We start from the raw sequence: 17364 nt of genomic DNA, 5'->3' as shown, positions 1-17364 counted from the left end.
CAGAAAGGAACCACCTCATAACTAATCTTATCACGGAGCACAAGTTGTACACCGGGGACGGTAAAGCCTGTTGTAGCAGCCAGTAGGTGGCGGAATAGTTATAGAAGCAGAGCATCTGCCGGGAATGGTGGCTGCGAAGACGGTTCTGCTGGTTATCGGAGTGCCGGTGCAGTCGAAAGCTCTGGCCGGCCTGGATTCGCTGCTCACCATTGTGCAGAGTCGGGTGCAGCAGCATATGAAGCAGGAGGAGCTTAAGGCGACCGGAGGAGATCGCTGCGGCGTATAACGACCAGGAATCGTACGTGTCGCAGGGCTGCGCGCTGCTGTATACGACGCAGCGCCGGCTGCGCGAGAAAGCGGCGATCGAGGTTGCGGGGCGTGCCCGTCACCCTGTACGGCAAGGTTGGCAGCCTGGCGGGGCTGACCGGCGCAGCCAGTGCTGGAGGCCGCCACAGGGGGCTATGACAGCAAGGGACAAGCCGTCATCCGCAAGCCGGAGGAGATTCAGTGCCTGCGAGCTTGAAGAGAGCCTGGTGACAGGACCCAGAAAGGAGATGGGCTATGAATCACTTTTATACAACCAAAGAAGTTCAGGAATTGTTATGCCTGGGAACCTCCAGGACAGCACTTAACAGAATCCAATCAATGAATGCTGAGCTGCAGGCAAAAGGGTATTGGGTGGAGCGCGGAAAGGTCCCAGTATCTTACTTTCATGAGAAATACCCATATATCGGGAAGGGATGATTTATAGCTATCGTTCAAAAAAGACCGACAGTTCAGAGAGAAGTGGAAGTGTCATGAGGTGGGAACTTTGAAAAGCTGCGGCAAGCTGAGGATTGTCAACCAAACCGTTATTAACGCCGATGGAGTTGTTATCAGCAACAATCCTAAAGATATCCCTTATATAGTAGATCGCTGCAAATTGGTCGTTGCCAAATTGGATACAGGTATCAACCACAAGCTTGTGTGAGAAAGGAGCATGACAAAGTACTGCGCGATATTCTAAACCTTGAATGCAGTGAGGAATTCTCACTCTCCAATTTTGGGGAGTCAACCTAGGAGCGTGGCTGCACTAGGAATCGGATAATTGTGTGCTACATGAGAAAGCGAGGTTTAAGAATGACAGCACTTGAAAAGGCAATCTCCGACATCATAGCCGTGCATGTAGCAGAAGCAGAAAAGCGAATTATGGAAAGTTTTTCGCTCTCGGCAAATCAGACACTTACCCTTTCTGAAGCTTGCACATACCTCAGCATGAGTGACTACACGCTCCGCAATCTCTGTAAAGCGAAGCGTATTCCGCACCGGACCGTAGGTGCAGAAGGCAGTAAGAACCCTCGGTACTTGTTCAGCTCGGCCAGCCTTAACCGGTGGATGAGAGAAGAGGAAGAGCGGAACTATCGTCCGGAGCGATGACAGGTCTAAGAACGGAGAATTGCGGTTTCGGACCTTCCGATTCAGAAGGCCCGAGTGTCTAACATGGCGATGCACCATGTCTGAACTTTCTAACCTTCTGAATTAGAAGGTTAGACCGCTATGAGAGGTGGCCGCGAGCAAACCAACGAATGAAAGTAGGAGACAACTTCTGGAGCGGTATGTAGGCCAAGCGCCGCAAGATTAAAAAGTTGATGTTTTCTGGAGTATGAGTAATTGATACTCGCCCAGAAAGGAGTCAGGCCATGAAACACTTTTATACGACCAAAGAAGTGCAGGAGATGCTATGCCTCGGAACTTCCAGAACAGCACTGAACAGAATTCAGTTAATGAATGCTGAACTGCAGGCTAAAGGGTATTCGGTGGAACGTGGAAAGATTCCAGTGTCATTCTTCCATGAGAAGTATCCATACATTCAAAAAGGAGCAAACGAATGAGGTTCTAACAATTCATCCACTTGACGGCCGGAAAAGGTCGCGGCACTTCTGAACAAGATTGTTCAGCCACTTGGCGGAGGCAGTTCATACAAGGACGCGCGGACAGGCGGTTAAAACGCTTGGAAGAACGCACATGTTGCGTGTTTATTGTAATGTACTGCCGTACAACAAGCCACATAACTTACAGTGCCATAAGTCTCAAAATCAACGTGGCCTCCATTGCGAAAGGCTCACTTTTTTCCAGGCCTATTATGCAACTTAGATAAATGTCTCACGTACAACAGGCTAGGCGTAGTAAAATTATGCCAAAACGCACAGGAAGGAGGGTGAAATATGAATCGATTTGAAGAGAAAGCACTCGTTAAGTTTGTGGAAGAAAGTGGCTGTGAGATTGAGGAAGTTCGCATTTTCATGAAAAATTTTGGCGAGTACGAAAAACCTGATCTAAGAGTAGTAGAATTCAAAGTAGAACAAGACTAAGAGTTTGAAGGTTCGATCTCGAAAGAGGTCGGCTTTTTTATTTCATCTAAGACGGATGAGGCACCGATGATAGAGGGGAAATATCACAAGTAGTCACCCCTAAGGGGAACAATTCTTAAAGGCTGGGTTCGAGATTGTCTGACGATCAGACTCCAGTGAATGTGGGGATAACGGCCAGATATCTGTGTCTCAAAAATTATAGTATTATAATTGAGAATAATTTACATCACCTATATTTTGTTGATTGATAAGATGTGTTAAAATGATCAGAGTTAATTATGCTTAAGGGAGGGTAGGAATGAAGACACGTGATATTGACATTAGAACACACCTCCATACTCTCTTGAAATATGAACACAGTGACCCGGACACAATTGTATTAGATGAATTGGGATTATGCCAGGGCGAAGCACGTATTGATGTTGCAGTAATAAATGGATCTATGAATGGCTATGAAATAAAGAGTGAGAGCGATACACTTGAGCGACTTCCAAAACAATCGGAAATATATAGTAAAGTGTTTGATACGGTCACTATTGTGACCGCCTCGAAATTTGTTGATGGGATAGATGACATCATACCAAAGTGGTGGGGAATAAAAATTGCTGAGCTGGACTGTGATGGCGGTATGATGTTATTTGATATTCGAAAAGCAAGAAAAAACAGGAAAATTGACGCATATTCTTTAGCTCAATTGTTATGGAGAGATGAGGCTGTTGATTTACTAAAGAAAAAAGGTTTGCAAAAGGGGTACCTTAGCAAACCTCGAGAGATTTTATGGAGAGTATTGTCAGAAAATATTCCCATTATAGAATTAAAAGATGAGGTTCGGGCAATTCTCAAGTCCAGGGAAAATTGGCGAGTTCATTAGTTATGAAGGTAAGATGGTGATTAGTTCCCACTCTTCTCCAAGTTTCTGCTGTTCCGGTTGAAGCGGTACCTTTGGCACAATCATTAATATACTCGTCACCCCAACTAAAGGTGGGCCCACAGTAACAAGGGTGTTTTATAATCTCTTGGCATAAAGCTTTTGCTTGGCCCCAGCCACCAGAATTGGCTTTTCTGATAGAAATACCCCGAAATATATAATAATTATCTATTGAAGTATAACGAATTCCAGCAGCCATTTGCATTTTACGTGGATCCATCTCGATTAAATCAGGGCTATTAATCGTATAATCTCCGAATGTTGGGATTCTAAGTAATTTATCTTTAATTTTATATATGGACTTCCAAACTAGCCATTCATATCTCGGCACTGATCCTGTGGTCCCGGTGGACACTTGAGTTGATAAATTTTGTGGGAAGCCTGATCCTACTACGGTTAGGCTTCTATATTTATTTATTGTATTTATTGAGTTGATTACAGCAGTGGCGGTGATAACTGAAGAAGATTGATTTTCTTTAGTGATGCTTCCGAGGTCAATGATAATATCTACTTCTTCTTCAATTACATTTAGCTGAATAAGTAGATCGTCTAGTATTTGAGCAGTTCCAATAAAGTCTTCATCCTCTAAACGAATACAAACACCATTTTTGTCAATGGAGTTCAACTTTTTAACATTTTCTTGATATTCTAAGCCTCTTCCATTTCCTGTAACAGGTATACCTCTTAAGCCCTCGGTGCGTACTTGTTCGAATAGAAACTCTAAAGGATGACTTCCATCGTGCATTGTTTCAGATTCGTCAAGATAAGCGAGGTCAATAAATACAGGTTTTTCAGTTCCCCAGGATTTAGATAACTGCTGTCCAAAATCTGAAAGATGCTCGTCAATTGTTTCTTTAGGACAATCATTTTTGTAGTCATAGGTAACTGGGACAATTTCAATTAATGGGGTCAGGGCTGCCTTTAGTGGAAGGGGGAGCTTTTCTAATGCAACTTGCTCACCTCTTTTCCATTTAAGAATAGGTACATAGTGCCGTTCATTAAACATTATTATCCTCCTATTGCCCCATCGGCTGAGGTGTGTCTAGTAATTTCTGCCTCTTTATTTTATTATCTATGTATTATTTTGTCTATAATTGGAAATGTAATAATTATGATTGATGTGAATTTGATGTGAAACTTGATGTTAAACCGCCCTAAAAGCTGCTACCACAGAGCATGCCATACATAAAAGCCCTTATTCCACGCGGTTTCCCACCACTATAACAGAAGCTCTAATAACGGGATGGTTGCCCGCATACGGTGCATGTTGAGTGTGTAGTGTCAATATACCGTGTTGACAAATAATCGGGAACACCTAAACCAAAAACTTTTATCTCGGATCTAGATATAATAGAAAGTTCTAGTCCCAATTTTTAACTGGACACAATGTGGGTATGAGTTTAATATACAATTTAGGAAAAATGAACCATGACAAAAGATAGGGGAAAGCTACCGATGCTAAAAAAATCAGGACAATTTATTGCGGGAGTTCTTGTTGGTGCAACTTTATTTGGAGGTACTGCTGTATTTGCAGCAAATACAGCAAAAATTGATGTAGTTGTACAGAACCTAAAGTACTATTTTGATGGTGTAGAGAAGAAACCAGATGCTGATAAGCAGGGCTTTATCTACAAGGGGACAACTTATGTTCCTCTGAGATTTGTTAGTGAATCATTAGGAGAAGATGTAAGTTGGGACGGGAAAACTTCTTCTATTTATGTAGGAAAGCAAGGAAATGGAACTATTACTTACCTGGAGGACATGAAAACATTATCCAGTTCAGCCAGCAATAAAGTAAAAAACATTTCTGAATTTACGACAAATACTGGATTAAAGTTTTATCATGGTATTGAAACAACTTCTAATTATAATTATTTCAGTTTGACAAATGAGTATATACTTAATGGGGATTATAAAAAGTTTGAGGCATTTATTGCACCGTCTAATTATTGGGCTAATAGAGCAAAGAAAGAACAAATAGGTGGAGTGAAAATAGTCGGAGATGGTAAAGAATTATTTAAAACAGAAATATCAAGTTATGTAACTGAGCCAGTTAAAATAGATGTAGATTTAACAGGTGTTTTGCAACTAGAAATTACTTTTTATGATACAGATGATGGTTTTACCAATTCCAGTAACTTCGGATTGCTCGATGCAAAGTTTATCCAGTAGTTTTTTTAGCCTAGCCCAGAGTACATCTCTGGGTTCTTATTTTTTCATTAACTGAAGACCGGTGAATACTGCTACATCGTTTAGTTGTTGTCAATAATACTTACTCGACATATGTTGAGTGGTAGTGTCAATATACCGTGTTGACAAATAATCGGGAACACCTACACCAAAAACTTTTATCTCGGATCTAGGAGACCAAATTCGCTTTACTTTAATTATGGATAAGGGAATTACCTTAGCCCCCGTAAAGCTGAATACTAAAGAACAAAGGTGATCTCCAAGAGGGATCACCTTTGTTTGTGGTAGGGATGATTGTTTTACCCCGCATTCGGAGGTCACCACTATCTTCAATAAGTACAGCGAGTTATCAAAAGAATACTTCGATTAATGGGGGATATGAAGCTGGGTGTGAAAATTGCCAGCTTTATTTTTGCTTGAGTCATTTATCCTTCGATGCAAGGTAACACCGATTTTTTTATTAGTCTTTCCGAGCAGTTTGAATATGTTCCGTGAACCAAAATCAATTTCAACACACTCATGCTGATCTAAAAGATAGATTTAAGCAGAGTACTGCTCAAAAACAAACAAATGCTCAATAACAACCAACTATCTCACAACTCAACTCGTTCAGAGTTGAGTTTTTTATTTTCCTTCTACGTATTTCGACGCGCCCTTCCCACCCATCCACCCGACCAGTATTTATTCATCCCCACATTCAGAAATTACCCTTTCTTAAGCAAGACATGAACATCCAAATCATGGACATGAACCTCTGCAGGGGGAGTTGAAACATAAATTCAAGAGGTAGCAGACATTCCAGTGTAAGTAATCAAGCCAGAACAACTCGCTCCTTGAAAATCAAACAGCATCTAAACTCAAGATCTTTGAGGATCTGAACCTTAATTTAGGGAGTTGAAGCTCAAATTCAAGAGGTGCCAGACATTCAAGTGAAGCCCCACGCTCCTTGAAAACTAAACAAAGCCACTTCACCCTCTAGCTATTCAACTCATATGTTCTTGAACACCGGTCGGGTGGAGTTGAAGAAAAAAAGTTCAAGAGGTAGCAGACCTACGAGTATAAACGATTAACCAAATAAAACGAAAACAGCCGCAGGAGGGCGCCAACATGACAACTAAAAACAAGAAAGCGAAAGATGTAACTAAGGAAACAGATAATTTAAGAGAGTTCATGAAAGGGAAAGCTGACGAAGCACGTGAGAAAGCTTTGAAGCGATTCGAGGTGAAAGTGTTCTGGGACATTCATGAAAGTGAGGTAGATGAGATATTCTTAGTTGAGGTAATCAGTAAATCTACCAACAAACGAGTCAACTTTACTAAAGACTTTTTTGAATCCCCTAAAAATAGGGACAAGGTTATGAGCAAGTTAAACAGAATTGGTGTTGCCGACTCTTGGACAATAGATGAACTTATCAATCAGGTTTATGACATGATTGATGATGAAGAGTTCGAAAAAGGAGGCTTTTCAGAGAGTATTGGTCAGCCACTTGAATGGGACAAACAAGTAGCAATGAAGAATGCTAAGGTGGTTTTAAAGAACTTCCTGCTCAACCAGTCTCGATTCGTGTCCCAATCTAGTAAGAGTTATGACAGTTCTAAACATCTTGGGGTAATTCTTGATCAAGAACAAGGACTTCCGGAGGGAACAATTGCAGTCGGCTTCAAGGGTTCTGCCCTTCAAGCGGTGCTCAATCCGTTCGGTCGAATACAAAGTCAGAAGTATCGTCGCGAAATCTTAGGAGGTCTTGTCTATATTGGGATACTGGATGCTGAAGTTCCAGTATATGAAGATGAAGAAGAGGAATTTGAGGAATATGAGGTTGAAGAACAGGCCACCCTCAATGGGTATTCTCTCCCTGCTAACGCTATGAAGAAACTACAAGAGAAAGGGATAAGTTTGAATGAGGGGAGGAAAACAGTGAAAAAAAAGAAGAAAAGTCATCGTTTAGACAAGCAAAGGGTCGTATCCGAAGATAAGAACGGAGTTAAGTTCTACATTGTGCACTTCAGTCAAGAACTTCTCGAGGAGGTAGCTAAGCAATGTCGCCACTTAACCGACAGGTGTTAGCTGGAAGAGTCCGAGATTTACTGAATGGGGTTCAAGACCCCATTCCTACCCTCGGTGGTAAGAGTGCTTTGATGAAGACACTCATTCGAATCTTCGATCATTGCATATATGAGTATGACCTGAAACTCATGGGCGATCTCTTTCTTGGAGGCAATAGGTTTCACACTCACTACAAGAATTATCGTATCGCCCGAATCGGTAACGAATTAGACCGTGGTCTACTCAGCTTCTACAAGGCAATCCAAGATCCCGACCAGTTCGATTATCTGATTAGGGGTATCGGAGCCTTGAGCAGACCGGGACTTGTAACCAAAGAGGACTTCGAGGATTTCAAGAAGTGGAGACGCGACCCGAGTACGGATGCAATAGACGCAGCGATCCTAACCTACGTGGTAAGCAAATACAGCCGCGCAGCCAATCGAGATGATTTCTGTCAACTGAAAGTCGACGAAGGGATCAAAATCAGTAACCTGCGGAGGAAGTTGAATCCACTCACAAATATATACCGTGATGTCCTCTTTCTCAATCAGGGGTATGACAAGCCTTTTAAAGGTCTGATGCACCGCGAGAACGCCCTAATCTACCTCGACCCGCCGTATCTTGAGGATAAGAGTGGCATTACTGTAGTGACAGAAGGTTACCCTGATGAGTTCAAGTCGCCGCACCACATAGAAATGTTAGAGCTAGTCGTATCCGAACCATGCAAGGCAAAAGTCATTATAAGTAACTATTTCAACAAACTTTATAATGAATACGTGAGGAAAGGGCTTCTATACTGCTACTTCGTAGGCTTCGTCCATGTGAGTAGCTCTGGAACTGGTCGAAAGCGTCCTGAGTTCATCTACACAAATTACCAGATCCCGAGTTATTTGCTTCCACCGATCCCATATGACTATCTGTATTACCTGTAAAGCTTAGCAAAGGGGTTCCCGACCTAAAAACTTGGAGGTGTTCCATATGTTGAAGGTTTCTCCAGACTACAGACATGCATATGTGCTAGACAATGAGATTTACTTACTTGGCTTCGACCCGGAGCAAGCAGCATCCAAATTGACCGAGGAAGGTAGAGCTATGGTCGAAACTCTCTATTCGATGTATCAGCACAGCTACGAGCAAGCCTACAGCTTCATCAATTTGGTAACACAGAACGGCAACAGCATTCGATCCTTCAGTGAACAGATCGAAGCGTACATAGCGGCGCATGCAATGACAGAACAGTCCTTCCCGATCTGGTTCCCAATCCTGCAGTTGCTCGACCGAGTAGAGACAATTCATGCAGGATGGGGTATCGGATGGGAAGCCAGGACCCACATGATCATCGAGAATCAACGCTTTCACTTGAGATGTATCTAAATCATTGATCTATAAATCGCACTGCGTATCTTTATTGAGGTATCAAAGCCCTTAACCATAAATAAACCGGCTCAATGGCGCAGGAGAAATATTAATTATGGTAGAGTTGAAAAAGCAATTCATTAAAGATGGTGTTATTAGGGGAGGGAAAGTGGACTATCTGTTAGAGTTTAACCCTACCGAGGAGTTCAGTCTTATAAATGCACTTTGAGTGGGGTTACTAATCGCCCCCTTTAGTCAGGGTTAACCGCTCTGTTGTATAGCCCTACAAAACGTCTTCGAAATCGCCCTCTACGCCCCGTTCAATTCCTCGGGGCTTCCTTGGGTATTCGGGAGCCTCAAAGCCCTTTCAAAATCCCGTACAAGCCCTTCAAAATCGTTCGGGTAGTCTCGCCCTAACCCCGGCTAAGGTTTTTTGTCTTTATTTTACTCTTGATTCGCCGTTTAGGTAACCAACACCCAACCGAATGTCTATTCACCTGTAAATCTGTAACACACCGACCGATATTATTAGAATAAGGAGTGTGGGAAAGTGATTACGTTCAGCGTTAACGAGAGAAAGTTTCATGAGGAAGATTTTAAGAAAATTGCTCACCTGCTAAAAGAGCTTAAAGACCCTCGTTGTGATGATTATAAAAGAGTTGCCATAAGTAATCTGGTCATGGACTGCTTAAATGGCGAGATGAAGGACAATATCCAAAGCTACAGTAAATATGGAGAGAAACTCAGTAATGACGAGGTTATCGGTAAGTCGAGAAAGCAAATTGGTGATCAAAAAGTATCGGATTTAAGACTAGATGCACCCACTAGATCTGGACGTGGTATCGAATTGCCCGACAAAAATGTATCGATCGAAGACGTGACTGCGGCTAAAGAAAGTCGTGAAATACACTTCAAAGTTTTCGGTATCGTAGAAGCTCATCTAAATAATTTAGGGATTTCGCTGTTCAAAGTTATTGATCCGTTAGTCGATGCAACATTGGTTGAGACCAAGACGGAAATCCGAAACCCGAGAGTAGAGAAAAAATTTGAGTCTAGTCGAAAAATAGCTGATCAGTTTGTCACGAAGTATGCCGGTTGTTTTGCAGATATCAGTGTTGAGCCTGACGGTACAACACTAACCGATGATGTAATTCTTTATTTGGAACAAAACTCCCTTATAGAGCTTGTCAGGGTGGTTTTCAAAGACAAGTTGCTTTGGCAAAGGATAAAGCTGAGTCTACTTTTGTAAAAAACAGTAACAGATCGGTTCCTAACTCTCCTGATCTCGGGTAGCCTGTAAACTATGATATCGTAAAGGAACACATCAATTCTTCCACAGCACGGTATTCTCACGGAAAAGTCGAAACCCTGTTAGCAAGTCTTAATGAGGGGGAGCATATGTGGAAGTCCATATAACAGTGAGCGTCAAGTAGCCCCCACCTAACAGTCAGATGGGGGCTACTTGACGCTCACTGTTTGTATTTGACACGAAAAAAGAAGAATTTGAATGATAGTGAGTACAAATTACTTTAGCAGTTTTTTAGGCAACAGAAATATAGTAAGTAACGAAAATCAACTTTCGTTCAATTTATTTTTCCTGGAGGATGAAGAAATGAAGAACACCTCGGGTTGTCTTACTGGTAAAGGAAAAGATAGAAACGGTAATACACAGATTCATATGAGTGCAATCTACTCAAGAGATAAACCTGTAAAAAGGAAATTCAATTTTGTGATCCACGGACTGCTTATAAGTTCATTTTTACTTAGTTCAATAATATCCTGTCAAGGCAACACGGCTTCTGCGGCTACTTCCCACCCGACCACCCAACCTGTAATGGTAGCGCAGGGAGAATATATGAATTCACAAGATGAGGAAATACTTATTTCTAATCTTAGCCTTGCTAATAAAGTCATTCAAGAAAGTGGTTTTAGCGCAAATGCGTTATTAAGCCTAATGAATAGATTAAAAGAAATCGATGCTAAAGCGAGTACGACCGCAGGATTTATAAGTGCTAAAACGTTACAATCGGTATTGTCTGAGACAGAGCAATTAGTTATCACTTATGGCTCAGATGTACCATCTACTTGGGGTAACGTTCAAACAGTTAAGGACAAGTTAGCAAGTATTAAGCAGAAAATTGGAACTGAGAACAGCTCAAATTATGCTCATCAATCTTCAGTTAGTAAAAAGAATGAGTTAAAGCCCCTTTCTGTGGCTAACCTTACACCCTCTATAGTAATTGATGGAGTAAAACAGTCCTATTCACAGGCGCCAATTTCTAAGAGCGGTAGCATCCTTGTCCCCTTAAGAGGGGTATTCGAGTCTTTAGGTGTGAATGTACTTTGGTCAAGGGAGACAGAAACGATCACAGCAAACAAAGGGTCAACTAAAGTTACTTTAAAAATGGGAAGCAATATTGCTTATGTAAATGGGAGTGAAGTTAAATTGTCGGCTCCATCTGCTAAAATAAATGGATGTTCGATGGTTCCATTGAGATTTGTATCAGAAGCATTCGGCGGAACTGTTAAGTGGGACAATGACACCCAAACTGCCTATATTAAAACGGGGAGTAGCGATAACGTAGTGATAGACTCAACTAAGACGCAAAAAGTGAATGGGATTACTGTTAAATACGGAAAACATACTTACGGAGTTCGAAATCAAAGTGAGTATGACGAATCAACGAAGATCGTCCTTGAGGCTTTGAAGGGGGTTAATGATGTTATTTTTGGGGGTGACCTTTACTCACCATATTATTATCAATTTATAGATGGAGCAAGATGGTCTGGAGATACACGTGATCGTTCAGATCAAAATAGAGGATTGAAGTCAGCTGAAAACAGTATTGGTGATTTCGTCAAAGCTGGGGTAAGTAGTGATGAGATTATTAAAGTCTACAAAATAATGATTGTTGCAGGAGAACTTATTAAAGGTAAAAAAGATCCGATGGATGGTTCACCATCCAGTATTTTTGACACACTGATCCGTGGTATATCAGATTGCGATAGTGATGCAGAGACTTATTCTGCTACATTCGATTTGATGGGCTATAATACGATGATCATTGGTGGTTCTGGTCATGCTGAAGTATTAATACAAATTAATGGTTTTTGGTATGAGACGGCAGCTGGTTCGTTCAAGCTTGTAGATGTAGCTAAGGCTCTAGAAAATAGCTCAGTAATTGTTTCTGAACCGACTTTCGGGAAACTATGATTAAATAATTTTACTAAAAAGTGTGGGGTGATGTCGAAATGACATTGCCCCACACTTTTTTTTATGAAGGTGTTTTCAACTTAAAGACAATTTAGGGCAGATAGAATATTTCAATTAAGGATAGTCATTGATAGATCAATAAAAATCGAAAATCAAAAGTTATTCAAAGGAGGAATGGTATATGAGGAAGCAATTGATAACATTGGCTATCTTGACTCTGGCTACTTCGTTTTTCTCGGCTTCAGCGTTTGCAGCCGATGTGCTGCCCAAGCCAATAGAGTCTACTCAGCCAGTTCAAGCAGAGGTTGAAGTACGGGTATCACAGGCACCACAGGTTCCAAAAGATCAAATTACATCGATTAGGGATAATACATCAAGAATAGTAACAGATGGAATTTATGTAGACATCACTTATCCAGCTCAAACTTTCGTGCCAGACTTCAAAATGGAGCTTTGGTCAGTCACTGACAATAAACTAATAAGTTCTGCTAGCGGCAACAACCAAAACTACGATAGAACAGATGGCGTTTATCACCTGATTTTCAATCATTCGGGATATAAGCTCGGTGATCAATTCGCCATAATCTTAAGGAAGGCAGATGGCATCATCAATCACCTGAGATTCCAAGATGATACACCAGACGAAAAGAGTCAGCTACACTATTATGATTTGAAAGTAAATACCAGTTATCAATTCAAAATCAACAGTTTTAACTATTTCAATGGAGAGGAGGGGCAAGAGACGACAATCAAGGATTTAACTGCAACTTCACTCCATCCTATCAAGGCGAACTTACAGACTAATAGTGAGAAGGTTGGACTATTTCTACAAACAGAGGATGGTTCCCCACTCAAGAAGACTTTGGTAGAAATCAAGCTATTGGACAAGCAAGGGACATTTAGCTCCATCTCAGATGAGAACGGCATGGTTTGGTTAGACAACAGCAAGCTGACGTGGAAGTTCTTGATCTCTTTCGAAGGTAAGTCCGTTAAAGACGGAGCGAACGGCAAGGGCGAAATTGAGCTCCCACAATCGGTTATCACAGGTAGCCAAAAACAAGCTGTAACGATCCCTGTCGTATTTGATAATCTAGTTACTAATTCGGAAATCACGGTTAATTTCTCCCCTGTTGATAATACGGAACTGTCAACCGCATGGTCAGATGTGGAGATAGTCATTACATCCTTAAAAGGGGTATCGAGCACTTACAGCCTTAATCTTGAGAACAACACCATCTCAGGTTTGCCAGACGGGACGTACAAGATAGCAGTTAAAGGGAAGTATGCCACAGCAAAGATAGACGCGGACTCTCTAAAAATAATCAGGGGCAAAGCTTCTATAAACATTTCGTTAAAGGCGAGATACACATTAGAAGTGAACAATGATGGAAAGCGGTATAATTTCTCGATCATTAATGTTGATTCGGTCGCAAACAAGAAATATAAGGGCAAGGAATCCCTCGTCTTCGGGGTGACCCCAGGAGAATCCTTCCTAATTAAAGACAATGACACCGGAAAAGTCGAAACGGTATTCATTGATCCAAAATCTGAAGAAGCCAAGTTTATTCTTGGAACGGGGATAGTCTTAGGTGGTGGTGTATCGATACCTCACACAGGTGTGGACATACCGGATACTAGTGGAAATCCCTCGTATTTGTGTTTAGGCTTTGTGTTATCTGTTATGGGGGCTGTAATTAGTTTTGTATTCTACAGAAGGAGGAAGCAAAAATGCCATTTATAAATTCCGTAATGAAGGTCTTATTATCTGCCACACTGGTAGCTTCATCTTTTGTAAGTATCGCTTCCACATTGGTTAGAGCTGAAGGCACAAACGTAGGTGGAACAGGGCCGGCTACCGGAGGTGTTACTTCATCTACAGCAGCTGGTCAATTTCAAACCACAGATGGAGTAGCAGCCATTCTACAGATCGGCTTCATCCCTGCGGGGGAATTATCGGGGGATTCGAAAACTGGAGCTCTGCAGGACGATTCTAAATTCAATTATGAAGACACCATGTTTTACATGGCACCGAACAAGACAGCTGATTACTTGTTTCGTAAGGAAGGTTCAGGGTTTAGTGTCTATGATGGGGGTATTAAAAATCTATATGGAAAAAACCCGTTGTATCCGAACAGTTCCTCAATTCACAGTAAAACTAATTTAAGCAGGAAGACTTTAAATTATGCTGATAAGGCTGTAGACAGTAATAATTACTTCGAAGCTATCATTGCTCAAGCTTTGGTCAACATCAACCCGAGTAATGCTAATCGCACATTAACTGGGACCAACGGAGACAAGCCCGTAGGAACTGCACTGAAAACACTTATTGAGGACTACATTTCAAACAGAATAGACAATAGTGATTTTGATGCCCAGGTAATTGGAGCCCTGATGTTTAACGACTACCTTAACTTAATTAAGGAATGCGGTATTATGACAGATAAATCGTACAATCAATACGAACAAATGATGCGCGATGCATTCAGTAAGAAAGAGCTAGTTTTGTTCTTTCAGACGGTGGTAGGGATCAGCGTTAAAGATGGTAATAGCCCGTTGAGTCGAGACTATGCTTTCATACCAATGCATGATGCTACGGAGTGGTATCTTAATATTAGAAAGCAAGCTCGCCCGAATGATGCTACATTGAAAGGGTTGAGCGCCAATCGTGAAGCTGAGGCAGTTGCGAAAGGTGGTGCGTCTTCTGCAGATCAGGGATCGCTTTCTCCCTACAAGGAAAATGGTAATCTTCCATTCACATTCCGAACCTATGCCCGTGATTACTACAGCAAAACGCTAAAACCTGTGACTTCGGCAGTTCCATTGTCAGATATCATATCGAAAAACCCTTTTGGTGGCTGGGGGTTTCAGGTTTGGGGCTATGGAGAGGAGTATTCCAAGAAACCTGCAATTGATGCATTGTTGAACGTTACTGTAGTGGACAAGAATGGTGATCCAACTGGAGAACATTTTACTGAGCCTGTGAGAGGCTGGTCGGAGGATAATAAGAGATTTTTGAGCGAATTGACTCAGTATAGTGACAAGTTTATTACAGCAGGTATGACAGTCGAACATGATAATAAGACGTACGAAATATTGCCTGATGAAAATGCTAAATTCACATTGGTTGATAAAAAAGATCTGACTGATAATCTTAACAAGAGTGAATTAAAGGTATCTTCCAAAGGAGAAGATGGTGTAGTTTCAGTTCCTAGTAAGGCTGGAACAGCAACTTGGTTTATTGAATTGGGGTATGACACTCCAGAACCGCTCAGTTTGCATAAGTATCTCGGCGGTGATAGTAAGACTGGAGGTTCTTCTTCCGTCGATAACAAATATGAGAATTCTGGTAAAAATATATTCTCCAATGCTCAGTTGACCTTGTACGTCAAAGTATTAGAGGACTCAACTGAACCAGTAGAAACCGAGATGGAAGTTCCACAATGGCGACTGTCTCAATATTGGGGTAACATCTCGCCTGAAGTCACGAATTCATCGAGATTCTCCTTAAGCTTACCAATTCAAAGCTTCACTGATCCGAAGCTTTCACCATCAGGTAGTCAAACGTTCAGCTTGGTCGATCCTGATTTATCGAATGTGCCTTGGGCTATCAGTCGTGCCAAGCTGTTCAATGATACGCTGAACAAGAACATTTCGCCATTCAGCACTTTGGCTTCGTTTCATGAGTCGGGTGATTTATTGGCAGTTAAGGATAATGGTTCGGTATTAAATACGAGGCTGGCAAGCTGGGTTAATAATTTCAAGCTATTTGACGGCAAAATTGGTTCTACCAGTAAGGGGTCTGTTGATAATAAGACAAACGTAAAGAAGAGTACGAGCTTTGCTTATGGAGTTAAATCTCCTGCATCTGAGTATGTATATTCCGAGACCCGTTATAAATCGGAAACAACCTACGATGCTAAAGGAAAGGCCATAGGCAGCCACTTACTCCCATATTCATGGTCAGGAACGGCTTCTCAGAGTACCAATAGTTCAGATTACGAGATATCTGTAAACTTTAAGCACTATATACCTAAGGATACCCTGTCAACAAAGAAATTTAAGCCAACATCAGAGTCGGAAAACGGTCTTTACTGGCAGACTAAGCAAAGTGAAGAGTCCATTTCAGTATATCCTGAAGTTTTAATGGGGTATGACGATGCTTCTGGTAATACCAGTGTTGCATTTACAGCAGGTGAAAAAGTAAGGTCTATTATGCCAGTAAGTTACAATCAGGCAAAATTTATCGATCTTGATATCAATCCTGTGGTAACGGGTATGAGTACAGCGACCGATTCTGCAGCCAAAGCTTTGGCTGCACGACTGAATACTAATAAAGATGTTATCTTTAAAGGCTCAGCTACAACTAATAGCTTCGACGTTAAAGGTGATCTTGAAATTAAGACATTCGTTTTGGATATCGGAAGCTCTGCCTATAAGAATAGTTGGACTCAGGCGGAGTACAACACGGATGCCATTAACGATGGCTACTTAGCAGAGTATGCAACTAAAAAACAAGGAACTGGTAAATGGCAAGTGAGCTTCGACGTTGATGGTAAGTTCATCATCAATGGTAAGGATTTCGGGGGTCAAATATCCAAGGTAACAGTTGAACAGAAATCAACTGCAGTAAAGGAATATGCTTTGGAAGTGCGCGGTGGAAGATTGATTGGGGTAAACGGAACTCGTGACCTAAGCAGTGTTTCTCAAGAGTTAAAAGATGCTCTGGCACGTATGCATATCTCTACCAATGAGAATGTTTTCAACACCTTCGAATCTGGTGGAGGTGACAAGCTTACCGATACTAAGTTCGCATCACTTGCAGGTACTGTTCGTGGATCGAATGATATCGCAGTAGGTAAAGGATGGTATTCAGAGGATTCTAGCTTGTTGGTTGTAAGAGAGTATATAACACTGTTTGGAATACCTAGTTTTCATTATTCAGACAAACTTCCGCTCGAAGTGACTCCTGATCTTGTAGCACCTATCGATAAGAATAAGTTCTTCAGTGTTGGCGCACTAGGATACACTAAGCTTCACCTGGAAGCAGGCAACGCAGAATTAACAGCCGATAGCTCTATAGGGCAGATTGGGGTCGAAAAATCGCCACAGTTCATAGTTCCGAATGTTTCGATTATGGATTCGTTTGGATCAGTTCAATAAAATTTGATTTCTAACTTGAGAGAAGGTGCCTTAACTGGAGCCTTCTCTTTTTTTTGTTTCTGACAAACTTCCCAAAGCTGGACTTCCAAGTTAGAATACTACCAACTATTCTTGGGAGG

General features: G+C 41.5%; 14 protein-coding genes and 1 pseudogene. 14 read left to right on the top strand and 1 reads right to left on the bottom strand.

Annotated elements, in window-relative coordinates:
* Window positions 1-106 precede the first annotated feature (106 nt).
* From AWJ19_RS36765 to AWJ19_RS18465, 6 genes and pseudogenes are all read left to right on the top strand, one after another.
* Window positions 107-217 (top strand): annotated as a pseudogene (locus AWJ19_RS36765) (AIR carboxylase family protein); the annotation flags it as partial.
* Between the two features lie 85 nt (window positions 218-302).
* On the top strand, window positions 303-632 hold the full coding sequence (locus tag AWJ19_RS35935) for a hypothetical protein (protein ID WP_198536597.1): 330 nt from the start codon (window positions 303-305) through the stop codon (window positions 630-632).
* A 487-nt stretch (window positions 633-1119) separates the two neighbouring features.
* A complete protein-coding gene (locus AWJ19_RS18475) occupies window positions 1120-1416 on the top strand; it encodes a helix-turn-helix domain-containing protein (protein ID WP_068725948.1) in 297 nt (98 codons plus the stop codon).
* Between the two features lie 263 nt (window positions 1417-1679).
* Entirely contained in the window at window positions 1680-1871 is a 192-nt protein-coding gene (locus AWJ19_RS18470; protein ID WP_068725946.1) for a hypothetical protein, read from the top strand.
* A gap of 333 nt (window positions 1872-2204) precedes the next feature.
* On the top strand, window positions 2205-2351 hold the full coding sequence (locus tag AWJ19_RS35290) for a hypothetical protein (RefSeq protein ID WP_157890041.1): 147 nt from the start codon (window positions 2205-2207) through the stop codon (window positions 2349-2351).
* Between the two features lie 298 nt (window positions 2352-2649).
* Window positions 2650-3222 carry a sce7726 family protein gene (locus AWJ19_RS18465; RefSeq protein ID WP_068725945.1) on the top strand — a complete coding sequence of 191 codons (573 nt, stop codon included), beginning with the start codon at window positions 2650-2652 and terminating at the stop codon, window positions 3220-3222.
* Here the strand turns inward: AWJ19_RS18465 and AWJ19_RS18460 are convergent.
* Window positions 3191-4285 carry a beta family protein gene (locus AWJ19_RS18460; protein ID WP_068725943.1) on the bottom strand — a complete coding sequence of 365 codons (1095 nt, stop codon included), beginning with the start codon at window positions 4283-4285 and terminating at the stop codon, window positions 3191-3193. The two genes, AWJ19_RS18465 and AWJ19_RS18460, sit on opposite strands and share 32 nt — an antisense overlap.
* 422 nt (window positions 4286-4707) lie before the next feature.
* On the opposite strand from AWJ19_RS18460, the gene AWJ19_RS18455 reads away from it, so the two are divergent.
* From AWJ19_RS18455 to AWJ19_RS18420, 8 genes are all read left to right on the top strand, one after another.
* Complete coding sequence (locus tag AWJ19_RS18455; RefSeq protein WP_068725941.1) at window positions 4708-5451, top strand: stalk domain-containing protein; 744 nt, start codon at window positions 4708-4710, stop codon at window positions 5449-5451.
* A gap of 1125 nt (window positions 5452-6576) precedes the next feature.
* The gene (locus AWJ19_RS18450) at window positions 6577-7536 is read left to right on the top strand and encodes a hypothetical protein (protein ID WP_068725939.1); all 960 of its coding nucleotides are present in this window, start codon (window positions 6577-6579) and stop codon (window positions 7534-7536) included.
* A complete protein-coding gene (locus AWJ19_RS18445) occupies window positions 7509-8447 on the top strand; it encodes a DNA adenine methylase (protein WP_068725938.1) in 939 nt (312 codons plus the stop codon). Before AWJ19_RS18450 ends, AWJ19_RS18445 begins: the two co-directional genes overlap by 28 nt.
* A 46-nt stretch (window positions 8448-8493) precedes the next feature.
* A complete protein-coding gene (locus AWJ19_RS18440) occupies window positions 8494-8889 on the top strand; it encodes a hypothetical protein (RefSeq protein WP_068725936.1) in 396 nt (131 codons plus the stop codon).
* 532 nt (window positions 8890-9421) lie between these two features.
* Window positions 9422-10120, top strand: a complete 699-nt coding sequence (locus AWJ19_RS18435; RefSeq protein ID WP_068725934.1) for a hypothetical protein — start codon at window positions 9422-9424, stop codon at window positions 10118-10120.
* A gap of 363 nt (window positions 10121-10483) precedes the next feature.
* The gene (locus AWJ19_RS18430) at window positions 10484-12085 is read left to right on the top strand and encodes a copper amine oxidase N-terminal domain-containing protein (RefSeq protein ID WP_157890040.1); all 1602 of its coding nucleotides are present in this window, start codon (window positions 10484-10486) and stop codon (window positions 12083-12085) included.
* Window positions 12086-12266: 181 nt separating this feature from the next.
* Window positions 12267-13826 carry a hypothetical protein gene (locus tag AWJ19_RS18425; protein ID WP_068725930.1) on the top strand — a complete coding sequence of 520 codons (1560 nt, stop codon included), beginning with the start codon at window positions 12267-12269 and terminating at the stop codon, window positions 13824-13826.
* On the top strand, window positions 13814-17245 hold the full coding sequence (locus AWJ19_RS18420; RefSeq protein WP_068725929.1) for a hypothetical protein: 3432 nt from the start codon (window positions 13814-13816) through the stop codon (window positions 17243-17245). The genes AWJ19_RS18425 and AWJ19_RS18420 overlap by 13 nt, the downstream gene beginning before the upstream one ends.
* Window positions 17246-17364: the final 119 nt, after the last annotated feature.

This window comes from Paenibacillus sp. DMB5, assembly GCF_001517085.1.
Lineage (GTDB): Bacteria > Bacillota > Bacilli > Paenibacillales > Paenibacillaceae > Paenibacillus_AQ.
This window is presented reverse-complemented; position numbering and strand designations above follow the sequence as displayed.